The organism is Sphingobium sp. TKS (assembly GCF_001563265.1).
Taxonomy (GTDB): Bacteria; Pseudomonadota; Alphaproteobacteria; order Sphingomonadales; family Sphingomonadaceae; genus Sphingobium.
Window position 1 is genome coordinate 2,805,248 of the sequence record NZ_CP005083.1, and the last position, 26,281, is coordinate 2,831,528.

Below are 26,281 nucleotides of genomic sequence, written 5' to 3' on the forward strand. Positions count from 1 at the left end.
CTCACGCCTCCTGCGACGCCGGCACGGCGCTGCCCTCATGCTCGCCTTCTTCCCTTCCGTGATGTTCACGGAACAGCCGCTTCACCACGGTAAAGAAGACCGGCACGAAGAAGATGGCGAGCACCGTCGCGGACAACATGCCGCCGACCACGGCCCAGCCAATGGCGTTCTGGCCACCAGCGCCCGCGCCCTTCGCCACCGCCAGCGGCAGCACGCCGAAGACGAAGGCGAAGCTGGTCATCAGGATCGGCCGCAGACGCAGCTTGCCCGCCTCCAGCGCCGCCTGCGCAGGCGGCAGCCCTTCGCGCATCTTTTCCTCGGCAAATTCCACGATCAGAATTGCATTTTTCGCCGATACGCCGATGGTCGTGATCAGGCCGACCTGCAAATAAATGTCGTTGTTGAGACCTAGCAAGGCTGCCGCGACCACCGCCCCGAAGACGCCCAGCGGCACCACCAGCATGACCGCGATCGGCACCGACCAGCTTTCATAAAGCGCGGCCAGGCACAGGAAGACGATCAGCATCGACAGCGCGTACAGCGCCGGAGCCTGCCCGCCGGAGGTCTGCTCCTCATAGGAAATGCCGTTCCATTCATAGCCGACGCCCGCCGGCAGCTTGGCCGCCATTTCCTCCATCGCCTTCATCGCCTCGCCGGTTGAAACGCCCGGCGCGGGCGCGCCCATGATCTGCATCGACGGCACGCCGTTGAACCGCTCCAGCTTGGCCGGACCATGGGTCCATTCGGTGGTTGCGAAGGAGGATATCGGCGCCATCACGCCCGAACTGCCCCGCACATGCAGTCCGCCGATCGAATCCGGCGTGGTGCGGAAGGGCGCATCGGCCTGCACATAGACGCGCTTCACCCGGTCGCGGTCGATGAAGTCGTTGACGTAGCTGCTGCCCATCGCGGTGCTGATCGTGTCGTTGACGTCCGATTGGGCGATGCCCAGCGCCCCGGCCGCCGCCTGATCGACGTTCAGCTTGAGCTGTGGCGTATCCTCCAGGCCGTTGGGCCGCACCTGCGCCAGCCGCTTGTCGGTCATCGCCATGCCCAGCAACTGGTTGCGCGCCTCCAGCATCTTCTCATGGCCCAGGCCTGCCCGGTCCACGAGCTGGAAATCAAAGCCGGTCGCGTTGCCCAGTTCCTGCACGGCGGGCGGCACGAAGGCGATCGCCATGCCGGCGGCAATCTTCCGGAAGGCGCCATTGGCGCGAAGCGCGATGGCGGACACCTTGTTGTCGTCGCCCTTGCGCTCCGACCAGTCTTTCATGCGGGCGAAGACGATGCCGACATTCTGCCCCTGCCCCACGAAACCAAAGCCGGAAATGGTGAACACGGCGGCGACATTCTTCTTCTCGTCGATCAAATAATGATCGCGCACCTTGGTCAGCGTCCGCTCGGTCTCCTCCAGCGTCGATCCGGTCGGCAGGGAGACCTGGTTGATGATGATCCCCTGATCCTCATCGGGCAGGAAACCGCCCGGCAAGCGCAGGAAGACCAGTCCCATGCCGACCACGATCAGCCCATAGACCAGCATCGTCCGGCCCCAGCGGCGCTCGACCTTTTCCACCGCCACGCCATAGCGCACGACATTGCGGTCGAAGGTCCGGTTGAACCAGTCGAAGAAGCGGCCGAAGCGCGAGCCGAAAGGCCCCGTCCAGATATGGCTATGCCCCTTGGGGCGCAGGATCGTCGCGCAGAGCGCGGGAGTCAGGATCAAGGCCACCAGCACCGACAGCACCATCGCGGAAACGATGGTGATGGAGAATTGACGGAAGATCACGCCGGTCGACCCGCCAAAAAACGCCATCGGCAGGAACACCGCCGACAGCACCAGGCCGATGCCGATCAGCGCGCCGCTGATCTCGTCCATCGATTTTTTCGCGGCTTCCTTCGGACTGAGTCCCTCTTCCTGGATGATGCGCTCGACATTTTCGACCACGACGATGGCGTCGTCGACCAGCAGACCGATCGCCAGCACCATGCCGAACAGTGTCAGCGTATTGATGGTGAAACCCGCCGCATAGAGGATCGCCAGCGACCCCAGCAGCACCACCGGCACCGCAATGGTCGGGATCAGCGTGGCGCGCCAATTCTGCAGGAACAGGAACATCACCACGAAGACGAGCAGGGTCGCCTCGATCAAGGTGTGGACCACCTGCTCCACCGACAGTCTCACGAAGGTCGAATTGTCGACCGGGAAGTCATATTTGACCCAGCTCGGGAAGGTCTTGGACAGTTCGTTGATGCGGCTCTTGACGCCGTCAACGGTATCGAGCGCGTTGGCGCCGGGCGCCAGCCTGACGCCGAAACCGGCGGCCGGATGGCCGTTGAACTTCGCCCCGAAGCTGTAGCTCTCCGCACCCAGTTCGACCCGGGCGACGTCCGACAGATGAACGACCGACCCATCGCCGTTGCTGCGCAGTCTGATCTGGCGGAACTCTTCGGGCGTCTTCAGGCGCGACTGCGCCGTCACGGTGGCGTTCAGCGCCTGTCCCCTGGGCGAAGGCGTGCCGCCGATCTGGCCAGCCGAAACCTGCGCATTCTGCGCCCGGATGGCCGATTTGACGTCGCCCGTGGTGACGCCCAGGTTAGCCATCTTATAGGGGTCGAGCCAGACCCGCATCGCATATTGCGCGCCCAGCAACTGCGTGTCGCCCACGCCATTGACCCGGCTGACCGGATCCTGCAATGCCGACGCGACGAAATCGCCCGCATCCTGCTGGTCGTGAATGCCGTCATCGGCATAGACGGCCATGATCATCAGGAAGGTCGAGGTGGATTTGGTGACGCGCAACCCCTGCTGCTGCACTTCCTGCGGCAACAGCGGCGTCGCCTGGGCCAGCTTGTTCTGCACCTGGACCTGCGCGATGTCGGCGTCGGTGCCCTGCTCGAAAGTCAGGGTGATGGTCAGATTGCCGGCGGAATCGCTGCTTGAGGAGAAATAGCGGAGATTGTCGATGCCCTTGAGCTGCTGCTCGATGATCTGCGTCGTCGTGCTTTCCAGCGTTTGGGCGTTGGCGCCGGGATAAGTGGTGGAAATCGTCACCGCGGGCGGCGCGATGGCCGGAAACTGCGCCACGGCCAGCGACCGGAGCGCCAGCGCGCCGGCCAGCATGATGACGATGGCGATGACCCATGCGAAGATGGGCCTGTCGATGAAATAGCGGGCCATCGCTTACTTCGCTCCGCCGGAATTCGCTGGCTTCTGCGGAGCCGTCACCTGCTGCGGCGCGCCCGGCTTCACGACCGTTCCGGGGCGCAGGTTGACCAGCCCCTCGACGATCAGCCTGTCACCCGCCTTCAATCCCTTGGTGACGATCCATTTGTCGCCCACCGGCCGGTCGGTTTCGACCTGACGCAATTCGACCTTGTTGCCTGCCCCGACGACCATGGCCGTCGCCCGGCCTCGCGCATCGCGGGTGATGCCCTGCTGCGGTGCCAAGATCGCCTTGGTGCGCTGCCCCTCGACCAGCTTGGCGCGGACATACATGCCCGGCAGCAACAGCCCATCCGGATTGGCAAAGGTCGCGCGCAAAGTCACCGCGCCCGAACTGGGATCGACCGTCACTTCGGAAAATTGCAGCCGCCCCTCGATCGGATAGACGCTGCCATTGGGGAGCAGCAACTGCACCCGCGCCCCGTCGGCCGCGCTGACGCCACCCGCCTGCATCGCCTGCTTGAGATCGATGATCTGCGCCGCCGACTGGGTCACGTCGACATAGACGATGTCGGTCCGCTGGATCGTCGCCAGAGCGTCGGCTTGCCCGGCCTGCACCAGCGCACCCGGCGTGAACAGGGAGCGGCCGATACGCCCCGAAATCGGCGCCCTTATGCGCGTGAAATCCTGGTTCACCTGTGCGGCCTGCACCGCAGCCCGCTGTGCCGCGACATCGGCGCGTGCCTGTTGGGCGGCGGCGGCGGCATTGTCAGCCTCCTGCCGGCTGACCGCGTTGATGCCGACCAGCTCCTTATAGCGTTGCGCCTGCAAACCCGTGGCCCGGATCGATGCCTGCGACCGCGCCAACGCGCCCTGCGCCTGTCCCAAAGCCGCACGATAAGGGGCGTCCTCGATCTCGTAGAGCAGTTGGCCCGCCTGTACCAAGGCGCCTTCGGTAAACAATCTGCGACGGATGACACCATTAATCTGTGGTCTGACTTCCGCGGTTTCCATGGCTGCGATGCGACCCGGAAGCTCGGTCACGAGGGGCGCGGCCTCGACCGTCACGTTAACGATGCCGACTGCGGGGGGCGGCGGCGCCGGCTGCTGTTGCTGGCCGCAACCGCCCAGCGCCAGGGTCGATGCGCAAGCGAGCAGTCCGACAAATATCCCCTTTTGCATCGGTCGCTGCTCCGTTTCCCTAAAGCCGATCACTGGAATGAACGTTCATTCCGCTTGCGCCGCAGGTAGGAACCTGCCACAATTTGTTCAAGAGTAAAAAAGCCGGGATGAAGATTTTTGATTGCGCCGCAACATGAACGGACTGCCCGAGACCGCATATTGAACGCGGCCCGCGATCTGTTCGCCGCCAACGGTTTCCACCAAAGCGCAATGGCCGAACTGGCCACCGCCGCCCAAGTTTCCGTGGGCCAGATCTACCGCCTGTTCAAGGGCAAGGAAGATATTATCGAAGCCATCGTGAAAAGCGACATGCAGGAACGCGAAACGATCATATCGAGCTTGCAAACCCGCCTCGACGCGGGGGAGATCAGCATCGAGCGGACGTTCGAACTGCTGCTGCTGGAGGTCATGGACGATCCGCATGAGGCTCTGTCCTTCGACATATTGGCCGAAGCATTCCGCAATGCGCCGGTCCGCGACACCATCACCGACATGTGCAGGGGCTTGCGAAAGTCATTGGGCGATTTCGCCTGCGTCGCCAATCCCGACCTGTCCGGGGAAGCGCTGAAAAGCGCCGAGGAAATCATCCTGGCCTGCCTGTTCGGCCTTGGCCACCGCAGCCTGTCGGCGCCCGACATCAGCGCCGAACGCACCGCCAAGCGTGCCGCCTTCATGATCGTCGCCGCGCTCCGCGCCATGGACTGATCGGTCCGGCGTAGCTTCCGCTCCTTCCGTCGCGTTGCAGCAACGATTGGGGTGCGATGCAGCAACCATCTGCCGCTGTGAAGCATTCTCGCTCCCAAATCGTTCCGGGAGGCAGATAATGGGCATCAACGCATCGTTCGATCGCAGCTATTTCGAGGCTCGGCTTGACCGCAACCGCAGACTGGCGGCCCGCTCCAGAAATCCTGAAATCCGAGCGATCCACATGGAATATGTGCGCCTATACAGCCAGTTGCTGGAACAGTCGGGCCGCGCGCCGGCTTGAAAGCCCGCCAGGGGACGACACGGCCTGAGCCACCCACCCTATCGGGCGGCGACGCCATCGGGCAGCACCACTGCCGACCAGCTCTTGCCCGGCACCAGATATTTGGCCGCCAACGCCTGAAGATCGGCAGGCGTGACTGTCAGCATATCCTGCGCCATGGTCTGCATCGCCTGCACATAGCGCGGATCATGGGTCGCGCCCTCCATCTGGTTCATCCAGAAGGCATTGCCCGTCCCGGCGCGCATCAGCAATTGCCGCATCGGCGCCACCGCCCGCTGCAATTCATCCTCGCTCACCGGATTCCTAGCCAAATCGGCCGCCGTATCCTTCACCACGTCGTAGAAATAGTTGACACGATCGGGCCGCACCTGGCTCGTGACCAAAATATAGCCGCCGCTTTCATAGGAAAAAGGCCAGTTATTCTGAACGCTGGGCGAATAGGCAGCCCCCTCGGTCGAGCGCAGCTTGTCGAACAACCGATCGTTGAAGATCTGCGTCAATATTTCCAGTTGCCGCGCTTCTTTGGTCAGCGCAAAGCCGCCTGCTGTCGGCCAGGCCATCACCGCCGCCGCCTGTTCCTTATCGCCCTTGTGCCGCAGGATCACCGGCGCCTCGACATGGGCGGGAAAGCGCATGATCTTGTTCGCCGCCGGAACCGGCACTTCGGGCCGTGGCGGTAAAGCGCCGAAGGTTGCAGCGACAGCCGCGATGGCGTCATCCGCCTTCACCTGGCCGAAAATCTGGACCTCGATCGGCCCCGACGCCAACAGCGGCTCCCATGTCGCGCGGAAGGCCTGCGGCGTCAGCCCATCGATCTCCGCCCGCGAGGGCGTGCGGAAGCGCACATCCTTGTCATGCAGCAACCAGTTGAGATCGCGCGCCAGCACGGAATCGGGCGCCCGCGCCATCGCATCATAGGCGACCCCGGCACCCGTCTTCACCCTCGCGATCGGCGCAGGATCCCAACCGGGCGCGGCGAGCTTGGTCGCGAACAATTGAAGCTGATCCTTATAGTCCGCCGGTCGCGTGACCGCCTGCAATTCGAAGGCGTCGTCATCGATGGAAAAATCCATTCCCATGCGGCGTCCATTGGTGAGGTCATCCAGCTCCCGCTGCCCTAGCTTTCCGATCCCGCTCGCGACCAGCGCATAATCGGCGGCCCAGCCCGGCGCGGCTTTGGTCGGTGAAAAGGCCTGCTGGCCATGGCCGAAGCGGACATTGATCCGCACCTTCTCCGTCTCCGCATCATTGGCGAAAAGGGTGAGCTTCACGCCATTGGAGAAGATGATGCTTTCCATCCCCGGCAGGCCGATCGGCGTGCGACACACGACCTTGCCCGGCGCACCCAGTTTCGGCAGGTCGGCCATGGTCACGACCTTGTCATTCAGGCGCGCATTGGTCGCCGCCTTGACCGGAGCCGCTACGGCGGCGGCCAGCTTCGCATCGACGCCCGGCTGCACCTTCCCGGTGATCAGATGCGCCCGGAAAACGCCCGCCGAAAAGAGCCGCCGCGTCGAATCCAATATCTTTTGCGGCGTCATGCCCGACTTGCCGGAACGGAAGATGTCCAGAGCCGCCTGCGGGCTGACGGTGGTTTCGCGGATATCGACCGCGCTCACCAGATCGCTCGCCTGCTTGGCGCCCGCCTCGGTATCGGCATTTTCGACCTGGATGGCGAGCGCCGTATCCATCTGCGCATATTCGCGGTCGATTTCCAACTGGCTGGGCGGAACGGCCTTGGCGTCTTCTATGATGGCGCGGACATCGCCCAGCGCCTTCTCCCAATTTTCGCCGGTGGGCACGATGGTGACGAAAGTGCCGTCCACCGACCGGCTCACATCCTGCTGATCCACGCCCGCCTGCAGGAAGCTGCCGCCGCTGCGCGCAGCCTGCTCCAATCGACGGCTGATGATCTGAAGGGCCAACATGTCGGTCAGCTTGTCCTGATTATAGACGATGGTGTCCGCACGCGGCTTCCATGGCCGCAACCAGGCCATGGTAAGGCCGGTAGGCGCGCCGGGTTCCACCGTCACCCGGGTCGCGGGCGCCTTGGCGTCGGGCTCCCCGAAATCGGGCAACGGCGCGCCCTTGCCCGGCACGGTCCAGGATGCGAAATTATCCTTGATCAACTGCTCGGCCATGGCCGGGTCGATGTCGCCCGCGATTGAGATCACGGCATTTTCAGGGCGATACCAGCGCTGGTGGAAAGCCTCCATCTTCGCCGCCGTCACCGCATTCAGCGTCGCCACGGTGCCGATCGGGCTATGATCGGCCAAGGGCTGGCCAGCGAAGAAATGCCTTCGCGTCGCATCGGAAATCCGCATTTGCGGCCCATCGCCCTCGCGCTTTTCCGCCAGGACGACCGCCCGCTCGGCATTGACCGCGCTTTCCACGATGTTGGGATCGGCCATCATGCCGGACAGGATCTTAAGGCTTTCCCCCAGACTCGCCTGCGTCGCCTGCGGCAGATCGAGAGCGTAGGTGGTGCCGGTGGGCGTCGTCTGCGCATTGCTGTCGCTACCGAAGGTGACGCCCAGCCGCTGCCAGATGCGCTTGGATTCACCATCGGGCACATGGCGGGAGCCGCGGAAAGTCAGATGCTCCATGAAATGGGCGTAACCCAGTTCATCGGGCTGCTCCATCAGCGACCCGGCATCGATCCGCAGCCTGACCGAGACCTGCCCCGGTGGCACGCCGTTGCGTCGGATCGCATAGCGCAAACCGTTGGACAGCTCCCCAAAACGCCATGCCGGATCGATCGGCACATCGCTGTTTTCATAAAGCCATGGCCGGACTTGCGCCTTGGTCGATCCGGACGCGGCGGGATTGGCAACCGGGTCCGTTTTCGCGGCAAGAGGCGCGGAAACTCCCGAAAGCAGCAAGGCAAGGACGGACAGCGAAGCGGCAGAGCGCCGGAAGGAAAAGCTCATGGCCGCGCAGCCTAAAGAGATTTTCCTGAATGACCACTGACAAAGAGTGGGAGGCCAGAAACAAGGCGCACCGTGTTCCTGCGAAGGCAGGAACCCAGTTCAAACGGTAGAAACGCAATCAAACGGCGGAACTGGGCCCCTGCCTTCGCAGGAGCACAAAGCTCATGATCTCAACGTCCGCCCGTCCTCTGCACCGCGCCCTTATGCGCGCCGACGCCGCTGCCGCCGCGCCGGCGACGGAAGTTCTTCTTCGCGGGCTGGCCGGCTTCACCATCGGGGCGGTGTGCCCGCTCGGCATTGCCGCGCGGCTGCTTCTGCTGGTCCTGATAGCGGCGCTGACCATCGGCGCGCTTGGCCTTCTGCTCCGGCGTCTGCTCGCGGCCTTTGCGCGGCGGGGCCGCCTTGGGCATGTTACGCACCGCCTCGACGAAATTCTCCGGCAGAGGCACGATCTCCAGCTTCACCTTCGCCGTCCGCTCGATCGCTTTCAGATAAGGCCGCTCGTCGTCCGCCACGAAGCTGATCGCGATCCCTTCCGCCCCGGCGCGGGCCGTGCGGCCGATGCGGTGAACATATTGCTCGGGCACATTGGGCAGCTCGAAATTGATGACATGGGACACGCCCGAAACGTCGATCCCACGTGCCGCGATGTCGGTTGCTACCAACAGCTTCACTTGGCCATGGCGGAAAGCCTGCAAGGCGGTGGTCCGCTGCGCCTGGCTCTTGTTGCCATGGATGGCGACGGCCTGAATTCCCGCCCCTTCCAGAAAGCGCACGACGCGGTCCGCGCCATGTTTCGTACGCGTGAAGATCAGCGCGCGGTCGATATCCTCGCTCCTGACCGTCAGGTTGAGCAACGCCTGCTTCTCCATCTGATTGACGAAGGTCGCCTGCTGACGGACCCGCTCCGCCGTGGTCGACTGCGGCGCGACGCTGACCTTTACCGGATCGCGAAGGAACTGCGCGGCCAGCGCCTCGATCTCACCCGGCATGGTGGCGGAGAAGAAGAGGTTCTGCCGTTCCTTGGGCAGCAGCTTGGCGATGCGTTTCAAGGGATGGATGAAGCCCATGTCCATCATCTGGTCGGCTTCATCGAGGACGAAAATCTCGGTATCCTTGATGGTGAAAGCCCGCTGGTCGATCAGGTCGAGCAGACGGCCCGGCGTCGCGACGACGATATCGACGCCCCGGCCCAGTGCGCGGATCTGCTTGTTGATCGGCACGCCGCCAAACACGACCTCCACCGACAGCTTCATGAAACGGCCATAGTCGCGGAAGCTCTGCGCGATCTGCGCCGCCAGTTCGCGCGTGGGAGAAAGCACCAGCATCCGGCAGCCCTGAAGCGGCGTCGGTTTGGGGTTGCGGGCGAAATGGTCAAGGCTCGGCAGCGCGAAGGCCGCCGTCTTGCCGGTGCCGGTCTGCGCGATGCCGCACAGATCCTTGCCCTTCAGCAAAACGGGAATGGCCTGCGCCTGGATGGGGGTGGGCAAAGCATATTTCTTGGCGGCGAGCGCCTTCAGGATCGGCTCGGCAAGGCCAAGGTCGGTAAATTGCATGGATGATAACTCACAAGTCGGCCCCGGCGCCTTCCGGCATGGCCGGGACGCAAGGCGGGTTACGAAACGACCCGCGTGAAAAGGGAAGCCTCAAAGCTTGGCGCAGACTTTCATTGGCCGGCCCCGATGCCTGTCGGCCGGAGCGATCACGCTGCCAATCGCTGAAAGGGCGATTAAGCCCAACTGCTGCGCTGCAGCGCGTATGGCGGGAATGTCGGGGAAAAGCAAGCGGTAGATGGCGTTGGTGGTGACGTGACCGAAAATGATGGAGATATGTTCGTCATCCCAGCGTTCGCCGGGATGACGATTTAACTTGCCGGCGAAGGCCCGCCTAAAGCGTCACTTCCACATGCTTGCTGCGCATCTCGTCGCGCACATCGCCGCCGAACATCTGACGGAACATCCCACCCAACGACATATCCGCACGCCAGATTTCGGCGCGCCCCAGGTCGAAGCGGAGCATCAGCAAGTGCGGATCCTGCCGTCCTCCAGGATACCAGCTCACAACATCATGGGTCCAATAGCGGTCGATCACCGCCGGGTCCGTCTCCTCGACCAGCGTGCCGTCGATGCAGGCGAACAGGAAATGCCCCTTGGCGACGAACTGCGCCATCGCCGGCCCGCCCTGCGCCAATCGGTTCTCGCGCGTCGTGTAGAACCAGAAACAATGGCTCGCGCCGGGATCGAGCTGTGCCGTCATCGGCATGCTATGGTCCTGCGCCCCCTGCAGACCCATCATTACAAACGGGCTTTGCGCAAGCTCTGTCCAGAAACGATGGCGGATGTCGGCCTCATTGCTCATCTTCTCTCTCCTTCGATCTCACACGGGACTCAATCGACGGGGCCAAGCGAAGCTCCGGCATTCAATTTAGCACGAAAGCTTGATCTTGCGCAGTCTTCTCTCCACATAACGCGCATGTTGATCGAGACTGAAACGACGCCCAATCCGGCCACCGTCAAATTCATCCCTGGCCGCGTGGTCATGGGCATGGGCACCCGCGATTTCGCCACGCCGGAGGAAGCGGAAGCCTCTCCTCTGGCGTCTGCGCTCTTTGGCCTGGGCGATGTGACGGGCGTGTTCTTCGGCGGCGACTTCATTTCCGTCACCATCGCGCCAGGCTCGCAGTGGAGCGACGTGAAGCCGGACATCCTCGCCACCCTGCTAGAACATTTCTCGGCCAATATGCCGCTGTTCACACCGGGTTCGGCCGGCGAAATCTTCGTGCCGGAAGAGGAGGAATTTGCCGACGATCCCGAAGACGCGGAAATCGTCGCGCAGATTCGTGAGCTGATCGACACCCGCGTCCGCCCCGCCGTGGCCAATGACGGCGGCGACATCATCTATCGCGGCTTCGACAAGGGCACCGTTTATTTGAGGATGCAGGGCGCCTGTTCGGGCTGCCCCTCCTCCACCGCGACGCTGAAAAACGGCATCGAACAATTGCTTAAACATTATGTCCCCGAAGTGACCGAGGTTCGCGCCGTCTGATCGGGCGCGGCCAATTGGCAAATCGATCCCGATCGACTAACCGCTGATCCAAGCGTCGCATCGGGCGAGCGGTCTACAGGGGTTTTCTTTGCGCATATTGGTCATCGACACCGCGACGCAAGCGCTGTCCGTGGCGCTGCTCGATGACGGCGCCCCCATCGGCCATTTTCATGAAATCGTTGGCCGGGGCCATGCCGAAGCGCTGCTGCCTGCCATCGCCGCCATGCCCGGCGGCGGGAAAGCCGATGCGATCGCTGTCGATGTCGGTCCCGGCAGCTTCACCGGCGTTCGCATAGGCATCGCCGCCGCCCGCGCACTGGCGCTGGCCTGGGGCATTCCGCTGCACGGCTATGGCGCGCTGAGCCTGATCGCGGCCAAGGCGGGCGTCGGACATGAGAACGAGTCCATCACCGTGACCATCACCGGCGGCCATGGCGAGCTGTTCTGGCAGAGCTTCTCCGCGGACGGGCTCACGCCGCTTACCGCTCCAGCCTCCACGCCGATCGCGCTACTGGCGGAGCAACTGACCCATCCATTGCTGTACGGCACGGGCGCCGAAGCCCTGGTGACGGCGCGAGGCCATGGCACGGCGGTCAGCCTCTATCCCGATGCCGCCGACTATCCGCTGGTCGCCGGGCTTCCCCCACTCCCTCCCTCCCCCATTTATTGCCGCGATGCCGACGCCCGTCCAATGACGGAACGGACAGCACCATGATCCCCGGCCTGACCCTCGACACCTATGAACAGGGCGAGCGCAACGCGATGAGCGACGCCATGGACGTCATGGCCCGCGCATTCGACCCGGCCTATGGTGAAGCGTGGACTCTGCCCCAGCTTTCCGGCGTGATGACGATGCCGGGCACCTGGCTTACCATCGCCCGGATCGACGCCGCGCCGCTGGGTTTTGCGCTGGTCCGGTCAGTACTCGATGAATGCGAGCTGCTGTTGCTGGCGGTCAGCCCGCTCTGGCGCGGCCGGGGCATCGGGGAAGCTCTTTTGCTCGACAGCCTCAGGACAGCGCGCAAGCGGGGCATTACATCGATGAATCTCGAAGTTCGGGCGTCCAATACAGCAATAAGGCTATATGAAAAAGCCGGGTTCGAATATGTACACCGTCGTCCCGGTTACTATCGCGGCAATGACGGACAACTTCATGACGCGCTAAGCTTTCGTATCGATATGCTTAGATGATTTAAATCCACTCTTGCAAAACAGAAACCATCGGTATAGCTGACCCGTGCCGCTCCTGAAATGATTTTCCCCGGGCGGGTCGCATAACCAATAGCCTTCGCAAGGAAAAGAAATGGAAATCGAATCAGCGCAGAGCGAATTGCTCATTACTTTGACGTCGGATATTGTCGCGGCCCATGTCTCGAACAACAGCGTCGCCGTCTCTGACGTATCTACCCTGATCCAGAATGTACATGCCGCGCTTTCGGGCCTCACCACGCCGGCCGCCGTGCCGGAAGTGAAGCCGGAACCCGCGGTGTCGGTCCGCTCGTCGATCAAGCCCGACTACATCATCTGCCTGGAAGACGGCAAGAAGCTCAAGATGCTGAAGCGTCACCTGATGACTCATTATCAGATGACGCCGGATGATTATCGCGCCAAGTGGAGCCTGCCGGCCGATTATCCGATGGTCGCGCCCAACTATGCCGAACAGCGCCGCAGCCTGGCGAAGAAGATCGGCCTGGGCACCAAGCGCCGCCGGACCCGCGCCGCGAAATAAGCCCGCGAACCGCAGGCAAAAGCCCATGCAAAGGGGTGCGCCAACCGCGCGCCCCTTTTATACTAGGACAAAAGCCGCTAGGTTCCCTCCCGACTTACGCAAATTTCAGCCAAGTGAGCCTGCATGAACCGCAAGATCGACGTCGAAGCCCTTTGTCACGAAAAGGGTCTGCGCATCACCGAACAGCGCCGCGTCATCGCCCAGGTGCTGAGCGACGCCAGCGACCATCCGGATGTCGAGGAGCTGCACAGGCGATCCGCGGCGATCGATCCGGGCATTTCCATCGCCACCGTCTACCGCACCGTTCGCCTGTTCGAAGAAGCAGGCATATTGGATCGCCATGATTTCGGTGACGGCCGCGCCCGTTATGAGGCGGCGCCTGAATCCCACCACGATCATCTGATCGATGTCGAAACCGGCAATGTCATCGAATTTGTCGATCCTGAACTGGAGCAGTTGCAAAAGCAGATCGCGGAAAAGCTGGGCTTCCGCCTGGTCGACCACCGGATGGAACTCTATGGCGTCGCGCTCGACCGCAAGAACTGAGGCGGCTTGAGCAGACTCCGCCGCATCACGCGCACCGGGGCGCTGGCCGCCAGTCTGCTGCTCTGCCTTCTGCCCCATCTGCTGTGGAGCGCCGCCGGGCGGCGTTCGCCCTGGCCACGGCGCTTTCTGGCAATGGCGGCACGATCCGTCGGCGCACGCGTGCGGATCGAGGGGCATCCCTTCCACGGCGACAGCTTCATCATCGCCAATCATGTCAGTTGGGTCGACATATTGGCCTTGGGCGGCGCGACCGGATCGGCCTTCGTCGCGCATGACGGCATAGCCGGATGGCCGCTCATCGGCTGGCTGGCCGCCCAGAACAACACGCTGTTTGTCGCCCGCAACAGGCGCGGCGCGCTTTCATCGCAGCTCGACGCCTTGCGCGCCGCACTTGCCGGGCACCAGCCGGTCGCACTCTTTCCCGAAGGCACGACCAGCGACGGCACTGGCCTGCTGCCGTTCAAGCCCTCCCTGCTCGCGGTCCTATTGCCGCCTCCGCGCTCGGTGCGGATTCAGCCCGTCCATATCGACTACGGCCCGGCAACGGCCGAGATTAGCTGGCACAGCAACGAACCGGCGGGCGCGAATGCCAAGAGATTGCTGGAACGCAAGGGCCGGCTCGACGTCACCTTGCGCTTTCTGGAGCCTTTCGACCCGGCAATCTGCCCGGATCGCAAGGCTTTGGCGGCCATGACACGGGAAAGAATTGCCGCCAGCATCGCGACGCACCTGCCGCCTTTTACTTAAGGCGCGCGCCTTGTATAGCTGGACCGCATGAATCGGTACGACGCCCCAAAGACTCCAACGACATTCCACGTCAAATCCTTCGGCTGCCAGATGAACGTCTATGATGGCGAGCGCATGGCCGAGATGCTGGGAGAGCGCGGCATGACCGCAGCCACCGAGGGTAGTGAGGCCGATCTCGTCATCCTCAACACCTGTCACATCCGCGAAAAGGCGGTGGACAAGGTCTATTCCGACATCGGCCGCCTGACCCGCGAGGACGGCACGCGCCCGATGATCGCGGTCGCGGGCTGCGTCGCCCAGGCGGAGGGCAGCGAGATTCAGCGCCGCGCCCGCAATGTCGATATCGTCGTCGGCCCGCAGGCTTACCATCACCTGCCCGACCTGATCGACAAGGCCGGTCGCGGCGAGCAGGCCGTCGATACCGACATGCCGCTCGCCTCAAAATTCGGCGCCCTGCCCGCCCGGACCAAACAGGCACGGCCCACCGCCTTCCTGACGATCATGGAAGGCTGCGACAAATTCTGCACCTATTGTGTCGTGCCCTATACGCGCGGCGCGGAAATCAGCCGCACATGGTCCGCGATCCTCGATGAGGCGATGGCACTCGTCGACGGCGGCGTGCGCGAGATCACGTTGCTCGGCCAGAACGTCAATGCCTGGACCGGCGAGGACGGCAAGGGCCGGATGCAGGGCATGGACGGCCTGGTCCGCGAACTGGCGAAGATCGACGCCCTCAAACGCATCCGCTACACCACCAGCCATCCCAACGACATGAGCGACGGCCTGATCGCCGCCCATGGCGACGAACCCAAGCTGATGCCCTTCCTCCATCTGCCGGTGCAGTCGGGCAATGACCGGGTGCTGAAGGCCATGAACCGCAGCCACAGCGCCGACAGCTATCTCCGCATCATCGAGCGGGTCCGCGAAGCCCGCCCGGATATCGCGCTGTCGGGCGATTTCATCGTCGGCTTCCCCGGCGAGACCGACGCCGAGTTCGAAGACACGCTGAAAATCGTGGAACAGGTCCGCTACGCGCAATGCTATAGTTTCAAATATAGTTCGCGCCCCGGCACGCCCGCCGCCGACATGGACGGCCAGATCCCGGCGGAGGTGATGGACGAACGCCTCGCCCGCCTGCAAGCCGCGATCAACCGCCATCAGGTCGAATTCAACACCGCCACCGTCGGTCGCCGCACTGACATCTTGCTCGAGCGCAAGGGCCGTCATCCCGGCCAACTCATCGGCAAGACGCCATGGCTCCAATCCGTCCATGTCACCGCGCCCGACCTTGGCATCGGGGACATGGTCGAAGTCGATATCATCAGTGCCGGCCCGAACAGTCTGGCCGGCGAACCTAGCAGGAGGAAGGCCGCTTGAACCTAAAACCAGTCGTTCCCGTGACAACGGGAACCCATCTCCGAACCTGTCCGCCAGGCTCAAAGAGGAGGAGATGGATACTCGCCCATGCGAGTGTGACGGGTGAACAGGGAGGCTGCTGAATGTCCAAGAAACCGAACCAGAACCACCGCACCGACGTCGCTGAACGCGCGCGGCTGGAAGTCATTTTCGACCGCCCGCACCTGCTGGGCGCACTCTTCGGGCAATATGACCAGAATCTGGTGGCCATCGAAAACCGCCTGGGCGTCTATATCGCGGCGCGCGGCAACAAGCTCCAGATCGAGGGCGAGGCCGAAGCCGCCGCCCGCGCCCGCGACGTGATGACCGGGCTCTATAACCGCATCGTCGCCGGGCAGGAAATCGACGCCGGGGCGGTCGAGGCGGTCATCGCCATGTCCGCCGAACCGACGCTGGACGGCATCATCCGCCATGACGTGGCCGAACCGCCCAAGGTGATGATCCGCACGCGCAAGAAGACGATCGTCCCGCGCTCCGCGACACAGGTGACCTATATGGAAGCGCTCACCCGCAACGACATCATCTTCGCGCTTGGCCCGGCAGGCACCGGCAAGACCTATCTCGCCGTCGCGCAGGCGGTGAGCCAGCTCATCACCGGCAGCGTCGACCGCCTGATCCTCTCTCGCCCCGCGGTCGAGGCGGGCGAGCGGCTGGGCTTCCTCCCCGGCGACATGAAGGAAAAGGTCGACCCCTATCTCCGCCCGATCTACGACGCGCTCTACGACACGCTCCCCGCCGAGCAGGTCGAACGGCGTATCGCATCGGGCGAGATCGAGATCGCTCCCCTCGCCTTCATGCGCGGCCGGACCCTTGCCAACGCCTTCATCGTCCTCGACGAAGCGCAGAACACGACCATCGCCCAGATGAAGATGTTCCTGACCCGCTTCGGTGAAGGCAGCCGCATGGTCATCTGCGGCGATCCGCGTCAGGTCGACCTGCCGCAACCGGGCATTTCGGGCCTGGCCGATGCCGTCACGCGGCTGGAGGGGGTGGACGGCATCTCCGTGGTGCCCTTCGGCATTGCCGATGTGGTCCGTCATCCGGTCGTCGGCCGCATCGTCCAGGCCTATGAGGGGCCGGATGCCTGAAATATGTTACCGTTCGTGGAGTTCGAACAATGATTGAAGTCGCCGTCCTCCACGAACGGGGCTGGCCCGATACCGACTGGGAATTGCTCGCCCAACGCGCGGTGGTCGCCGCGATCACGCATAGTCCCTATGCCGCCTTCGCTGCTGACGAGGCGCTGTATGAGGTCGCGGTCAAACTCACCACCGACGAGGAAGTCCACCAGCTCAACCGCGCCTATCGGGACAAGGACAAGCCGACCAACGTCCTGTCCTTCCCGATGGTGCAGTCCGACCTGCTGGAAGCCACCGCCAACACCGACGATGGCGAAGTCATATTGGGCGATATCGTGCTGGCGGAGGGCGTCTGCGCGGCGGAAGCCGCGGAAAAAGGCATTTCTATTGCCGATCATGCGACCCATCTCATCATTCATGGGACTTTTCATTTGCTGGGATATGATCATATGGAGGACGCCGAGGCCGAAGCGATGGAAGCGTTGGAGACGCAATCGCTGATCAGCCTGGGCATTTCCGATCCTTATGGGGATCGTTAGATTCATATTTTTGAAACAGGGGAACAGGAAGTAAAATGGCTGAAGGCAGTCCGAAGGACGGCAACGGTTCCAAGGAATCGGACAGTAGTAGCCACGAAGGCGGTTTATGGAGCGGCCTGAAGTCGCTGCTTTTCGGTGAAGAAGAGAGCCACAGCCTCCGCCGCGAGTTGGAGGATGCGCTCGACGAATATGATGAGGATGAGCAGGAGGAAGGCGCTTCCCCCCCTGCCAAGGGCGACCTCTCCGCGATCGAGCGCCAGATGGTCCGCAACCTCCTTCATTTTTCCGAACATACGGTCGACGACGTGGCTGTGCCCCGGGCGGACATCATCGCCATCGAGGAAAAGGCGAGCTTCGCGGATCTTGCGGCATTATTCGCGGAGGCCGGGCACAGCCGTATCCCGGTCTATCGCGAAAATCTGGACACCATTGTCGGCATGATCCACATCCGCGACGCCTTCGCGATCCTGGCGGGCAAGGCGCCGGTTCCCGATACGCTGGAACCGCTGATCCGCCAACCGCTCTATGTCCCTGAAAGCATGGGGGCGCTGGACCTGCTCGCGGAGATGCGCGCCAAACGTACCCATCTCGCCATCGTGCTGGACGAATATTCGGGCACCGAGGGGCTGCTTACCTTCGAGGATCTGGTCGAGGAAATCGTCGGTGAGGTCGAGGACGAGCATGACGAAGAGCCCGAGGCGATGCTGGTCCCGCTGCAAGGCGGCATCTGGGAAGCCGATGCCCGCGCCGAGTTGGAGGATGTCGCCAAGGAAATCGACGAAAAGCTGGCCGATATCGAGGAAGATGTCGACACGCTGGGCGGACTTGCCTTCGTGATTGCAGGCAGGGTTCCGGAACCCGGCGAAATCATCGAGCATGAGGAAAGCGGCTGGAAACTCGAAATCCTCGCCAGCGACGGCCGCCGCGTCAGCCGCCTGCGCCTCCACCCGCCTGCGGAACGGGAAATAGAAGACGGCGTGTGATTTTGGGGTGCCGGTTGGAAAGACTGAGGTTCGGCCTGAGCATGCCGGCGGCATAGGGTGGATTCCGGCCCTTACCATAGTCGTCATTCCCGCGAAGGCGGGAATCGATCTCTTGAACTAACCGCTTGACGCCACGTTGGGAGATGGATTCCCGCCTTCGCGGGAATGACGGAAGCAGATAGTCCCCTATTGGCCAATTACACCCTTAACCGATGGGCGCGAAATATTAAGAGCTTGGCGCTAGCTCGACTTCCCGAAGGCGCGGCAGGGCGGGGCAGGTTTATCGATGCGGCAGGAAAGGCGGGCATTCATGCAGGCGGGTCGTCCGATCGCGGCCGACATGCCGTGGACGGCCCTCGAAATGCGGCTCTACGCCTTGATCTGCATCGCCACCCTGTTCTTCGCCTGCGTCACGCCGCCGTTTCAGGCACCCGACGAAAATCAGCATTATATGAAAGCCCTGCTGCTTTCCGAGGGCGGCATCCTGACCGAACAACGCGGCGCGATGATCGGGGCGGAGCTGCCCCGAGCCGCCATCGACCTGCACGACGTTCATTTTCCGACCCGCGTCTCGCCCAATCCCCGCCTGTTCGATCGCGATATGCTGAACGAGGCTTGGCACGCCGGCGCTTCTCAGCCTGACGGGCGCCGCTTTGCCGATTTTCCCAATGTGGCGAACTATGCGCCCACGCTTTACCTGCCCGGCGCGACCGGCCTGGCGATTGGCGACCGGCTGCTGGGCCTGCCACGCCTCGGCGCCTTCTATGGCGGCCGGATGGTCAATGCCATTTTCGCGCTGGCTATGCTCGGCGCGGCGCTCAGCGTCCTTCCCTTCGGCCGCAACGCCATGCTAGCCACGGCGCTGCTGCCGACTTTCTGTTATCAAAATGGTTCGCTCTCGCCCGATGCGGTCATTAATGGAACAGGCTTTCTCGGCCTCGCTCTGGCGCTGCGGGTCGGCTTCATGGGATGGACCGGCAAGCGCGGCCTCGCGCTCTATCTGACGGCGCCGCTGCTGGCGTTGGCAAAGGGCGTCTATCTGCCGCTGATGGCCGCCGGATTGCGCTGGCCCGAAAGCCGTCGCGATCTGCGCGCCTGGGCGATTCTTGCCGCGATGGCGGTCGGCGCGCTGGCTTTTCTTCTCTGGATGAAGTTTTCCGGGGGCAGTCAGGCGCTCTATCATATCGTCTCCCGCAAGACTGGCGAGACGGTCATGACCGCACCGCTTGACCAGCAATTGGCCGTGATCCTTCGCGATCCCCTCGCCTATCTCCATATCCTCGCGACCAGCATGACCGAGCGCGCGCCTGTCTATGCGCTCCAGATCGTGGGCCGTTTCGGCTGGAACGCGATCCTGCTGCCGTTGCTGGCCTATCCGCTGGCGCTGGCGATGCTCTGCGCGGCGATCCTCAGCGGATCGGGCATGCGCTTTTCGTTTGGTCAAAGGCTCTGGTGGCTCGTCATCGTTGCGGGCGTCGCGCTGCTGATCGAAACCGCCATGTATCTGACCGGCACCCCGCTCGACGCCGACTATATTCAGGGAACGCAGGGCCGCTATTTCCTGCCCCTGCTGCCGCTGGCTTTGATGGCCTTCATGCCTGCGGAGCCAATCCGGGGCGCTCGCGCCCTGTTCGCCGGATCGGCGCTGCTGTTGCTGTCAATCGCCGCCGCGACCGTGTTCGACAGCTTCTGGGTCCATGGCTTCTTCACCGCCGACGGCATGCCGCCGCATCATAGCCTGACCCGCGCCCTCACCCTGCCCTCGCCGCGCTGGTAGCCAGACGACGCAGAACGCCAGCCAGCCCAACCCCTCGATCCATCCGGCCAGCACGTCGCTCGGCCAATGCACGCCCAGCCAGACACGGCTGGTCCCGATCAGCGCAACCGCCAGCGCCGCCCCGACATAGGCGGAGCGCCGCCCGGCCAGCATCGCCAGCGCGCCGAAGAAGATCATGTTTCCTGCCGCATGGCCGCTCGGGAAACTATAGCCGTGCACGATGTCGAGATGCCGCAGCAGATCGGGCCGTGGTGCCGCAAAGACCTGCTTGAGCGCTAGATTGAGCAGCGTCCCGCCGATGACCACCCACAGCAGCCAGAAGGCGCGCCCCCGCGCATCGCCCCATAGACCGACGAAACACACACCCAATAGCGCAAAGCGTCCCGCCGTGCCGCCCACTGCCGACGCCAATTGCATGGTCCCGGTGACGGGAGCGCCCGCGCCGCTGTCCCGCGCCCGCCCCGCCATTCCCATCAGCGTGACATTCAGGCCGTCCAACATCCCCTGGCGCTGAACCAGCGCAATCGCCAAAACGCAAAAAAGCGCGAGAGCCAAAGCTCCCGCGCCTTTTACGACGCCCAAATGCCGATCAGATATGGAGCGCGCGCCCATAAGCGGCCAGCACGCTTTCATGCATGGATTCCGAGATGGTCGGATGCGGGAAGACGGTATGCATCAATTCCGCCTCGGTCGTCTCCAGCGTCTTGCCGACGGTGAAACCCTGAATCATCTCTGTCACTTCCGCGCCAACCATATGCGCGCCCAGCAATTCGCCGGTCTTTGCGTCGAACACTGTCTTGGTGAAGCCCTCGGCCTCGCCCAACGCGATCGCCTTGCCGTTGCCGATGAAGGGGAACATGCCGACCTTCACCTCATAGCCCGCTTCCTTGGCCTTGGCTTCGGTCAGGCCCACAGACGCGATCTGCGGATGGCAATAGGTGCAGCCCGGAATGTTGCGCACGTCCATGGCGTGGGGATGCTTGCCCGCAATCGCCTCGGCCGCGATCACGCCCTCATGGCTCGCCTTGTGCGCCAGCCATGGCGGCGCGGTGACATCGCCAATGGCCCAGATGCCGTCGACATTGGTCTTGCAGGCGGGATCGGTGATGATATGGCCGCGCTCGGTCTTCACGCCCAGCGTCTCCAGTCCGATATTCTCGGTATTGGGGACGATGCCGATGGCGACGATGACATGGCTGTACTCGCCATTGACGATCTTGCCGTCCTTGCCCTTGATCGCGGCCTTGACGCCGTTCGCGCCGACTTCCAGCTTCTCGACGCCAGCGCCGGTCATGATGGTCATGCCCTGCTTCTTGAGCGCCTTTTCAAGGAAGGCGGAAACATCGGCATCCTCGACCGGCACGGCGCGGTCCAGCATCTCCACCACGGTCACATCCGCGCCCATATCATTATAGAAGCTGGCGAACTCGATCCCGATCGCGCCCGAACCGATGACCAGCAGCTTGGTAGGCATTTCCGGCGGGGTCATGGCATGGCGATAGGTCCACACCCGCTTGCCATCCGCCGGGGCGAAGGGCAGGTCGCGGGCGCGGGCGCCGGTGGCGACGATGATGTTCTTCGCCGTCAGTTCCTCGGTCTTGCCGTCCTTGGTGACGCTGAGCTTGCCTTTCGCGACCAGCTTGCCGTCACCCATATGGACGGTGATCTTGTTCTTCTTCATCAGATGCGTGACGCCCTGATTGAGTTGCTTCGCCACGCCGCGCGAACGCTTCACCACCGCCTCGATATCGGCGCTGATCTTCTCGGCGGCCAGGCCATAATCCTTGGCATGCTGCATATAATGGAAGATTTCCGCCGAGCGCAGCAGCGCTTTGGTCGGGATGCAGCCCCAGTTCAGACAGATACCGCCCAGATTCTCGCGCTCAACGATGGCGGTCTTCAGACCCAATTGGGCTGCGCGGATCGCGGCCACATAGCCGCCGGGGCCGGAGCCCAGAACGATGACATCGTAATTCTCAGCCATGATCAAACTCGCTTTTCTTTGAAATATGTCACGCCGCCGGAGGGGTGAAGGGCGGCACGGAACGGGGCTGGCGATCCTCTCCGATCGCCACGAAGGTGAAGGTCGCCTTGGTCACGCGGTAGGACCGGTCATCATGGCGCGCGCGCCGCCAGGCCTCGACGGCAATGCTCATCGACGTCCGCCCGACGGAAACCAGCTTGGCGAAGACCGACACTTCATCGCCCACGACGACGGGACGAAGGAAGGACATGCCTTCCACCGCGATCGTCACGGCGCGCCCATGGCTATGCCGGGCGGCGACGGAACCCGCCGCCGAGTCCATCAGGCTCATCAGCCAGCCACCGAAAATATCCCCATAGGGATTGGTGTCGGAAGGCATGGCGATGACGCGCACCGCCGGGCTGTCCGCCGGCGGCTGCTCGTCCTGTCCAGCCATCAGGCCAGCATGCCGATCGGGTTTTCGACCAGCTCCTTGAAGACCTGCATCAGGCGGGCTCCGTCGGCGCCGTCGATGGCGCGGTGGTCGAAGCTGCCGGTGGCCGACATGACGGTCGCGATCTGGAGGGAGTCATCGATAACGAAGGGCCGCTTCTCGCCCGCGCCGATGGCCAGGATCATGCCCTGCGGCGGGTTGATGACGGCTTCGAACTGCTTGATGCCGAACATGCCCATGTTGGAAAGCGACGCGGTGCCGCCCTGATATTCCTCCGGCTTCAGCTTGCCGTCCTTGGCGCGGCTGGCGAGATCCTTCATCGCGGTCGAAATCGCGGCGACGCCCTTGCTGTCGGCGCCGGTGATGATCGGCGTGATCAGCCCGCCGGGGATCGACACGGCCACCGAAATGTCGGCGCGCTGGAACTGCAGCATCTGGTCGCCGGCGAACTGCACATTGCACTCCGGCACCTGGATCAGCGCGACGCCCAACGCCTTGATCAGCAGATCGTTGACCGACAGCTTGACGGCCCGCGATGCCAGACCCGCGTTGAGTTCGCCACGGAGCCTCAGCAGCTTGTCGAGCTGAACGTCCACGGTCAGGTAGATGTGCGGCACCTGCTGCTTGGATTCGGTCAGGCGGCGTGCAATCGTCTTGCGCATGCCGCTGAGCTTGATGACCTCGTGCGGGATGCCGAAATCCTGCGCGGCTGCCGGGGCGACCACCGGGGCAACGGCCGACGCGGTGGCGGGAGCCGGAACAGCAGCCTTTGCAGAGGGCGCAGCGCCCTCAAGATCGGCCTTCACGATACGGCCATTGGGACCGGAACCCGCCAGAGCGGAGAGATCGAGACCCTTCGCCTCCGCCAGACGGCGGGCGAGCGGACTGGCCTTCACGCGGCTGTCGACGGCCTGGGCAGGCGCGGGATCGGCCTTGACCGCAGGGGCAGGCGCGGCGGCCTCCGCCTTGGCGGGGACGGGATCGGCCTTGGGCGCAGCCGTCGCCTTGGGAGCGGCATCGCCCTTCGCGGCTTGCGACACATCCTCGCCTTCCTCGGCAATGATGGCGATCACGGTGCCGACCTTCACGCCTTCGGACCCTTCGGCCACCAGGATCTTCGCCACGATGCCTTCATCGACGGCTTCGAATTCCATCGTCGCCTTGTCGGTCTCGATCTCGGCCAGCAGATCGCCGGACGAAACCGTATCGCCCTCCTTCACCAGCCACTTCGCCAGCGTCCCTTCTTCCATGGTCGGGGAAAGGGCAGGCATCTGGATCGTTTTGCTCATGGGTGGACGGCCTCTCATTTTTATCGGGCATGGGGCAATGAGGTTCGTTTCGGCGCTTTGGCCGGAACGGTCAAGGCCAAGCCTTGCGTGCAGGCCGATAATCAGCCACATTTCACCAGTCTGGTTCATGGCTAACCATATGGGTTCAGCACAAACCCGTGACGATGAAGACCAAACGGTCGTTACCCTATGAGGACGCAACAGATGCGGACATATCTGGTTGTCGTGGACGAATCGCCCGAGGCGGAAACCGCGCTCCGCTTCGCTGCCCGACGCGCCGCCAAGACGGCGGGCGCCGTCCGCATCCTGGCCCTCATCCCGCCTGCCGAATTCGTCCAATGGGGCGGCGTGCAGGCGACGATGGAGGATGAAGCCCTGCAACGCGCCGAAGCGCTGGTGACGAGCGCGGCGGGTACGCTGACCGACGAGTCCGGCATCCGCCCCAGCATCACCGTGCGCCAGGGCGATCCGGTGACGATCGTGCGCCATACGCTGGAGGAGATGGACGATGTCGCGGCGCTGGTGTTGGGCGCCGCCGCCAGCGGTCATCCGGGCGTTCTCGTCTCCCACTTCGCGGGCGCCGACGCAGGCAAGCTGCCCTGCCCGATCATGGTCATACCCGGCGGCCTGGACGCCGAAGCCATCGACCGGTTGAGTTAGCACGCGCCTATTTTTTGAGGCGGTAGCCCGTCCGGAACATCCAGCCGATGACGCCAAGGCAAAGCGCCAGCATCCCCGCGATGAACAGCAGGCTGAACTCTATCCCCACATCGCCCCGCCCGAAAAAGGTCCAGCGGAAGCCGGAGATCAGATAGACGATCGGGTTGAACAAAGTGATCGTCCGCCACGGCTCCGCCAGCATGTGGATCGAATAGAAGGCGCCGCCCAAAAATGTCATCGGCATGATGATCAGCAGCGGGATCACCTGCAACTGCTCGAAACTCTGCGCCCAGATGCCCAGGATGAAACCGAACAGGCAGAAGCTGATAGCGATCAGCATCATGAAGGCCATCATCGCCAGCGGATGGGCGACATGGATGTCGACGAACAGATGCGCGGTCACGAAGATGATCGTGCCGACGATCAGCGACTTGGTCGCCGCCGCCCCGACATAGGCGATGATCGTTTCGACTGCCGAAACGGGGGCCGACAGCAATTCATAGATGGTGCCGGTGAATTTCGGCATATAGATGCCGAAGCTGGCGTTGAAGATGCTTTCGGTGAACATCGACATCATGATGAGGCCCGGCACGATGAAGGCCGCATAGGGAATCCCGTCGATCTGCGTCATGCGGGAGCCGATCGCGCCGCCGAACACCACGAAATAGAGCGAGGTGGTGATCACCGGCACCAGCAGCCCGGTCAGCAGCGTGCGGCGGAAGCGATGCAGTTCGAAGCTGTAGATCGACCAGATCGCGCGGTGGTTGAAACGGCTTACGCTCTGGGGATTGAAGCCGCTCATGCCACCTTCTCCTGGTGGACCAGGCTAACGAAGATGTCCTCCAGGCTGCTCTGCTCGGTATTGAGATCCTTATAGACTATGCCGAGATCGCCCAGCTTGCGCAGCAGCGACGACACGCCGGTCCGCTCCGCCTGGGTATCGAACACATATTCGATCTCATGACCGTCCGCCTTCAACGCGACCTGCCATTGGGCAAGCTCCGGTGGAACCTCGGCAAGCGGCTCGGCCAGCACGATGGTCAGCGTCTTCTTGCCCAGTTTCTTCATGAGCGCGGTCTTTTCCTCGACCAGCACCAGTTCGCCCTTGTTGATGACGCCGACCCTGTCGGCCATCTCCTCCGCTTCCTCGATATAATGGGTGGTAAGGATGATGGTGACGCCGGTCTGGCGCAGTTCCCCTATCAGCTTCCACATGTCGCGGCGCAGTTCGACATCGACGCCCGCGGTCGGCTCGTCAAGGAACAGAACGCGTGGTTCGTGGGAGAGCGCCTTGGCGATCATCACGCGGCGCTTCATGCCGCCGGATAGTTCCAGTATCTTGCTGTGGCGTTTGTCCCACAGCGACAGGTCGCGCAGAATCTTCTCGATATAGGCGTCGTTGCGCGGCTTGCCGAACAGGCCGCGGGAGAAGGTGACGGTGTCGATCACCCGCTCGAAAGCGTCGGTATGAAGCTCCTGCGGCACCAGCCCGATGGCCGATCGCGACCCGCGATAATCGCGGATGACGTCATGTCCGGCCACGGTGACGCTGCCGCTCGTGGGACGGACATTGCCGCAGATGATGGAGATCATGGTGGTCTTGCCAGCGCCGTTCGGGCCGAGCAGCGCGAATATCTCGCCCTCCTCAATCTTCAGGTCGACGCCCTTGAGCGCCTGAAAACCCGAAGCATAGCTTTTGGTCAGGCCGGAAACGGAAATGATGGACGCCATGCGCGGCAGTGCCCCCTTGTGCTGAGGCGCAAAGATAGGGTGCCGCCCGCGCAGCGCAAC

At 63.2% G+C, this 26,281-nt stretch carries 25 protein-coding genes; 14 read left to right on the plus strand and 11 right to left on the minus strand.

Translation table 11 applies throughout. The annotated features are described in order from the left end of the window. Window position 1: 1 nt before the first annotated feature. Together K426_RS13955 and K426_RS13960 are read right to left on the minus strand one after the other, a co-directional pair. On the minus strand, window positions 2–3,178 hold the full coding sequence (locus K426_RS13955) for an efflux RND transporter permease subunit (protein WP_066558155.1): 3,177 nt from the start codon (window positions 3,176–3,178) through the stop codon (window positions 2–4). Window positions 3,179–3,181: 3 nt separating this feature from the next. After that, the gene (locus K426_RS13960; protein WP_066558157.1) at window positions 3,182–4,345 is read right to left on the minus strand and encodes an efflux RND transporter periplasmic adaptor subunit; all 1,164 of its coding nucleotides are present in this window, start codon (window positions 4,343–4,345) and stop codon (window positions 3,182–3,184) included. A gap of 117 nt (window positions 4,346–4,462) precedes the next feature. Between K426_RS13960 and K426_RS13965 the strand changes: the two genes are divergently transcribed. Together K426_RS13965 and K426_RS32150 are read left to right on the plus strand one after the other, a co-directional pair. Next, window positions 4,463–5,050, plus strand: coding sequence for a TetR/AcrR family transcriptional regulator (locus K426_RS13965; protein WP_066558160.1), 588 nt, complete (start codon window positions 4,463–4,465; stop codon window positions 5,048–5,050). Window positions 5,051–5,168: 118 nt separating this feature from the next. Then, complete coding sequence (locus tag K426_RS32150; RefSeq protein ID WP_169576093.1) at window positions 5,169–5,333, plus strand: hypothetical protein; 165 nt, start codon at window positions 5,169–5,171, stop codon at window positions 5,331–5,333. Window positions 5,334–5,371: 38 nt separating this feature from the next. Here the strand turns inward: K426_RS32150 and K426_RS13970 are convergent, their stop codons facing one another. The 3 genes from K426_RS13970 to K426_RS13980 form a co-directional block, all read right to left on the minus strand. Further along, window positions 5,372–8,263 (minus strand): M16 family metallopeptidase, encoded by a 2,892-nt coding sequence (locus K426_RS13970; protein ID WP_066558168.1) that lies wholly within the window; start codon window positions 8,261–8,263, stop codon window positions 5,372–5,374. Window positions 8,264–8,433: 170 nt separating this feature from the next. Beyond that, window positions 8,434–9,819, minus strand: coding sequence for a DEAD/DEAH box helicase (locus tag K426_RS13975; RefSeq protein ID WP_066558171.1), 1,386 nt, complete (start codon window positions 9,817–9,819; stop codon window positions 8,434–8,436). A gap of 331 nt (window positions 9,820–10,150) precedes the next feature. Then, on the minus strand, window positions 10,151–10,621 hold the full coding sequence (locus K426_RS13980) for a pyridoxamine 5'-phosphate oxidase family protein (protein WP_066558173.1): 471 nt from the start codon (window positions 10,619–10,621) through the stop codon (window positions 10,151–10,153). 114 nt (window positions 10,622–10,735) lie between these two features. On the opposite strand from K426_RS13980, the gene K426_RS13985 reads away from it, so the two are divergent. The 11 genes from K426_RS13985 to K426_RS14035 all read left to right on the plus strand — a co-directional run bounded on the left by K426_RS13985 (window position 10,736) and on the right by K426_RS14035 (window position 20,124). Continuing rightward, a complete protein-coding gene (locus K426_RS13985) occupies window positions 10,736–11,308 on the plus strand; it encodes a NifU family protein (protein ID WP_066558176.1) in 573 nt (190 codons plus the stop codon). 88 nt (window positions 11,309–11,396) lie between these two features. Further along, complete coding sequence (gene tsaB / locus K426_RS13990; RefSeq protein WP_066558178.1) at window positions 11,397–12,023, plus strand: tRNA (adenosine(37)-N6)-threonylcarbamoyltransferase complex dimerization subunit type 1 TsaB; 627 nt, start codon at window positions 11,397–11,399, stop codon at window positions 12,021–12,023. Continuing rightward, a complete protein-coding gene (locus K426_RS13995; RefSeq protein WP_066558183.1) occupies window positions 12,020–12,499 on the plus strand; it encodes a GNAT family N-acetyltransferase in 480 nt (159 codons plus the stop codon). The genes tsaB and K426_RS13995 overlap by 4 nt, the downstream gene beginning before the upstream one ends. A 112-nt stretch (window positions 12,500–12,611) precedes the next feature. Beyond that, window positions 12,612–13,037, plus strand: coding sequence for a MucR family transcriptional regulator (locus K426_RS14000; protein ID WP_066558186.1), 426 nt, complete (start codon window positions 12,612–12,614; stop codon window positions 13,035–13,037). Window positions 13,038–13,160: 123 nt separating this feature from the next. After that, window positions 13,161–13,583, plus strand: a complete 423-nt coding sequence (locus K426_RS14005; RefSeq protein WP_066558189.1) for a Fur family transcriptional regulator — start codon at window positions 13,161–13,163, stop codon at window positions 13,581–13,583. 6 nt (window positions 13,584–13,589) lie between these two features. Continuing rightward, window positions 13,590–14,330: a lysophospholipid acyltransferase family protein gene (locus K426_RS14010; protein ID WP_066558194.1), complete on the plus strand. Its 741-nt coding sequence runs from the start codon at window positions 13,590–13,592 to the stop codon at window positions 14,328–14,330. A gap of 27 nt (window positions 14,331–14,357) precedes the next feature. Then, entirely contained in the window at window positions 14,358–15,707 is a 1,350-nt protein-coding gene (miaB, locus tag K426_RS14015) for a tRNA (N6-isopentenyl adenosine(37)-C2)-methylthiotransferase MiaB (RefSeq protein WP_066558197.1), read from the plus strand. Between the two features lie 122 nt (window positions 15,708–15,829). Then, the gene (locus K426_RS14020) at window positions 15,830–16,834 is read left to right on the plus strand and encodes a PhoH family protein (RefSeq protein WP_066558198.1); all 1,005 of its coding nucleotides are present in this window, start codon (window positions 15,830–15,832) and stop codon (window positions 16,832–16,834) included. 29 nt (window positions 16,835–16,863) lie between these two features. Continuing rightward, window positions 16,864–17,364 (plus strand): rRNA maturation RNase YbeY, encoded by a 501-nt coding sequence (gene ybeY, locus K426_RS14025; RefSeq protein ID WP_066558201.1) that lies wholly within the window; start codon window positions 16,864–16,866, stop codon window positions 17,362–17,364. 35 nt (window positions 17,365–17,399) lie between these two features. After that, window positions 17,400–18,347, plus strand: coding sequence for a hemolysin family protein (locus K426_RS14030; RefSeq protein ID WP_066558203.1), 948 nt, complete (start codon window positions 17,400–17,402; stop codon window positions 18,345–18,347). Window positions 18,348–18,633: 286 nt separating this feature from the next. Continuing rightward, window positions 18,634–20,124 carry a DUF2142 domain-containing protein gene (locus tag K426_RS14035; RefSeq protein ID WP_066558206.1) on the plus strand — a complete coding sequence of 497 codons (1,491 nt, stop codon included), beginning with the start codon at window positions 18,634–18,636 and terminating at the stop codon, window positions 20,122–20,124. Here the strand turns inward: K426_RS14035 and K426_RS30350 are convergent. Genes K426_RS30350 through K426_RS14050 form a run of 4 tightly spaced genes read right to left on the minus strand, consistent with a single transcriptional unit; the run spans window position 20,005 to window position 23,830 of the window. After that, window positions 20,005–20,736: a phosphatase PAP2 family protein gene (locus K426_RS30350; protein WP_145907513.1), complete on the minus strand. Its 732-nt coding sequence runs from the start codon at window positions 20,734–20,736 to the stop codon at window positions 20,005–20,007. The two genes, K426_RS14035 and K426_RS30350, sit on opposite strands and share 120 nt — an antisense overlap. Beyond that, window positions 20,714–22,108 (minus strand): dihydrolipoyl dehydrogenase, encoded by a 1,395-nt coding sequence (lpdA, locus tag K426_RS14040; protein ID WP_066558208.1) that lies wholly within the window; start codon window positions 22,106–22,108, stop codon window positions 20,714–20,716. Before lpdA ends, K426_RS30350 begins: the two co-directional genes overlap by 23 nt. 28 nt (window positions 22,109–22,136) lie before the next feature. Next, on the minus strand, window positions 22,137–22,544 hold the full coding sequence (locus tag K426_RS14045; RefSeq protein WP_066558213.1) for an acyl-CoA thioesterase: 408 nt from the start codon (window positions 22,542–22,544) through the stop codon (window positions 22,137–22,139). After that, the gene (locus K426_RS14050) at window positions 22,544–23,830 is read right to left on the minus strand and encodes a pyruvate dehydrogenase complex dihydrolipoamide acetyltransferase (RefSeq protein ID WP_066558216.1); all 1,287 of its coding nucleotides are present in this window, start codon (window positions 23,828–23,830) and stop codon (window positions 22,544–22,546) included. Before K426_RS14050 ends, K426_RS14045 begins: the two co-directional genes overlap by 1 nt. Before the next feature lie 204 nt (window positions 23,831–24,034). Here K426_RS14050 and K426_RS14055 point away from each other — a divergent pair, with 204 nt between their 5' ends. Further along, the gene (locus K426_RS14055) at window positions 24,035–24,490 is read left to right on the plus strand and encodes a universal stress protein (protein WP_066561800.1); all 456 of its coding nucleotides are present in this window, start codon (window positions 24,035–24,037) and stop codon (window positions 24,488–24,490) included. A gap of 7 nt (window positions 24,491–24,497) precedes the next feature. On the opposite strand, the gene K426_RS14060 is transcribed toward K426_RS14055, so the two are convergent. Together K426_RS14060 and K426_RS14065 are read right to left on the minus strand one after the other, a co-directional pair. Beyond that, window positions 24,498–25,292, minus strand: a complete 795-nt coding sequence (locus K426_RS14060; RefSeq protein ID WP_066558219.1) for an ABC transporter permease — start codon at window positions 25,290–25,292, stop codon at window positions 24,498–24,500. Continuing rightward, complete coding sequence (locus K426_RS14065) at window positions 25,289–26,221, minus strand: ABC transporter ATP-binding protein (RefSeq protein WP_066558222.1); 933 nt, start codon at window positions 26,219–26,221, stop codon at window positions 25,289–25,291. Before K426_RS14065 ends, K426_RS14060 begins: the two co-directional genes overlap by 4 nt. Between the last annotated feature and the right edge of the window lie 60 nt (window positions 26,222–26,281).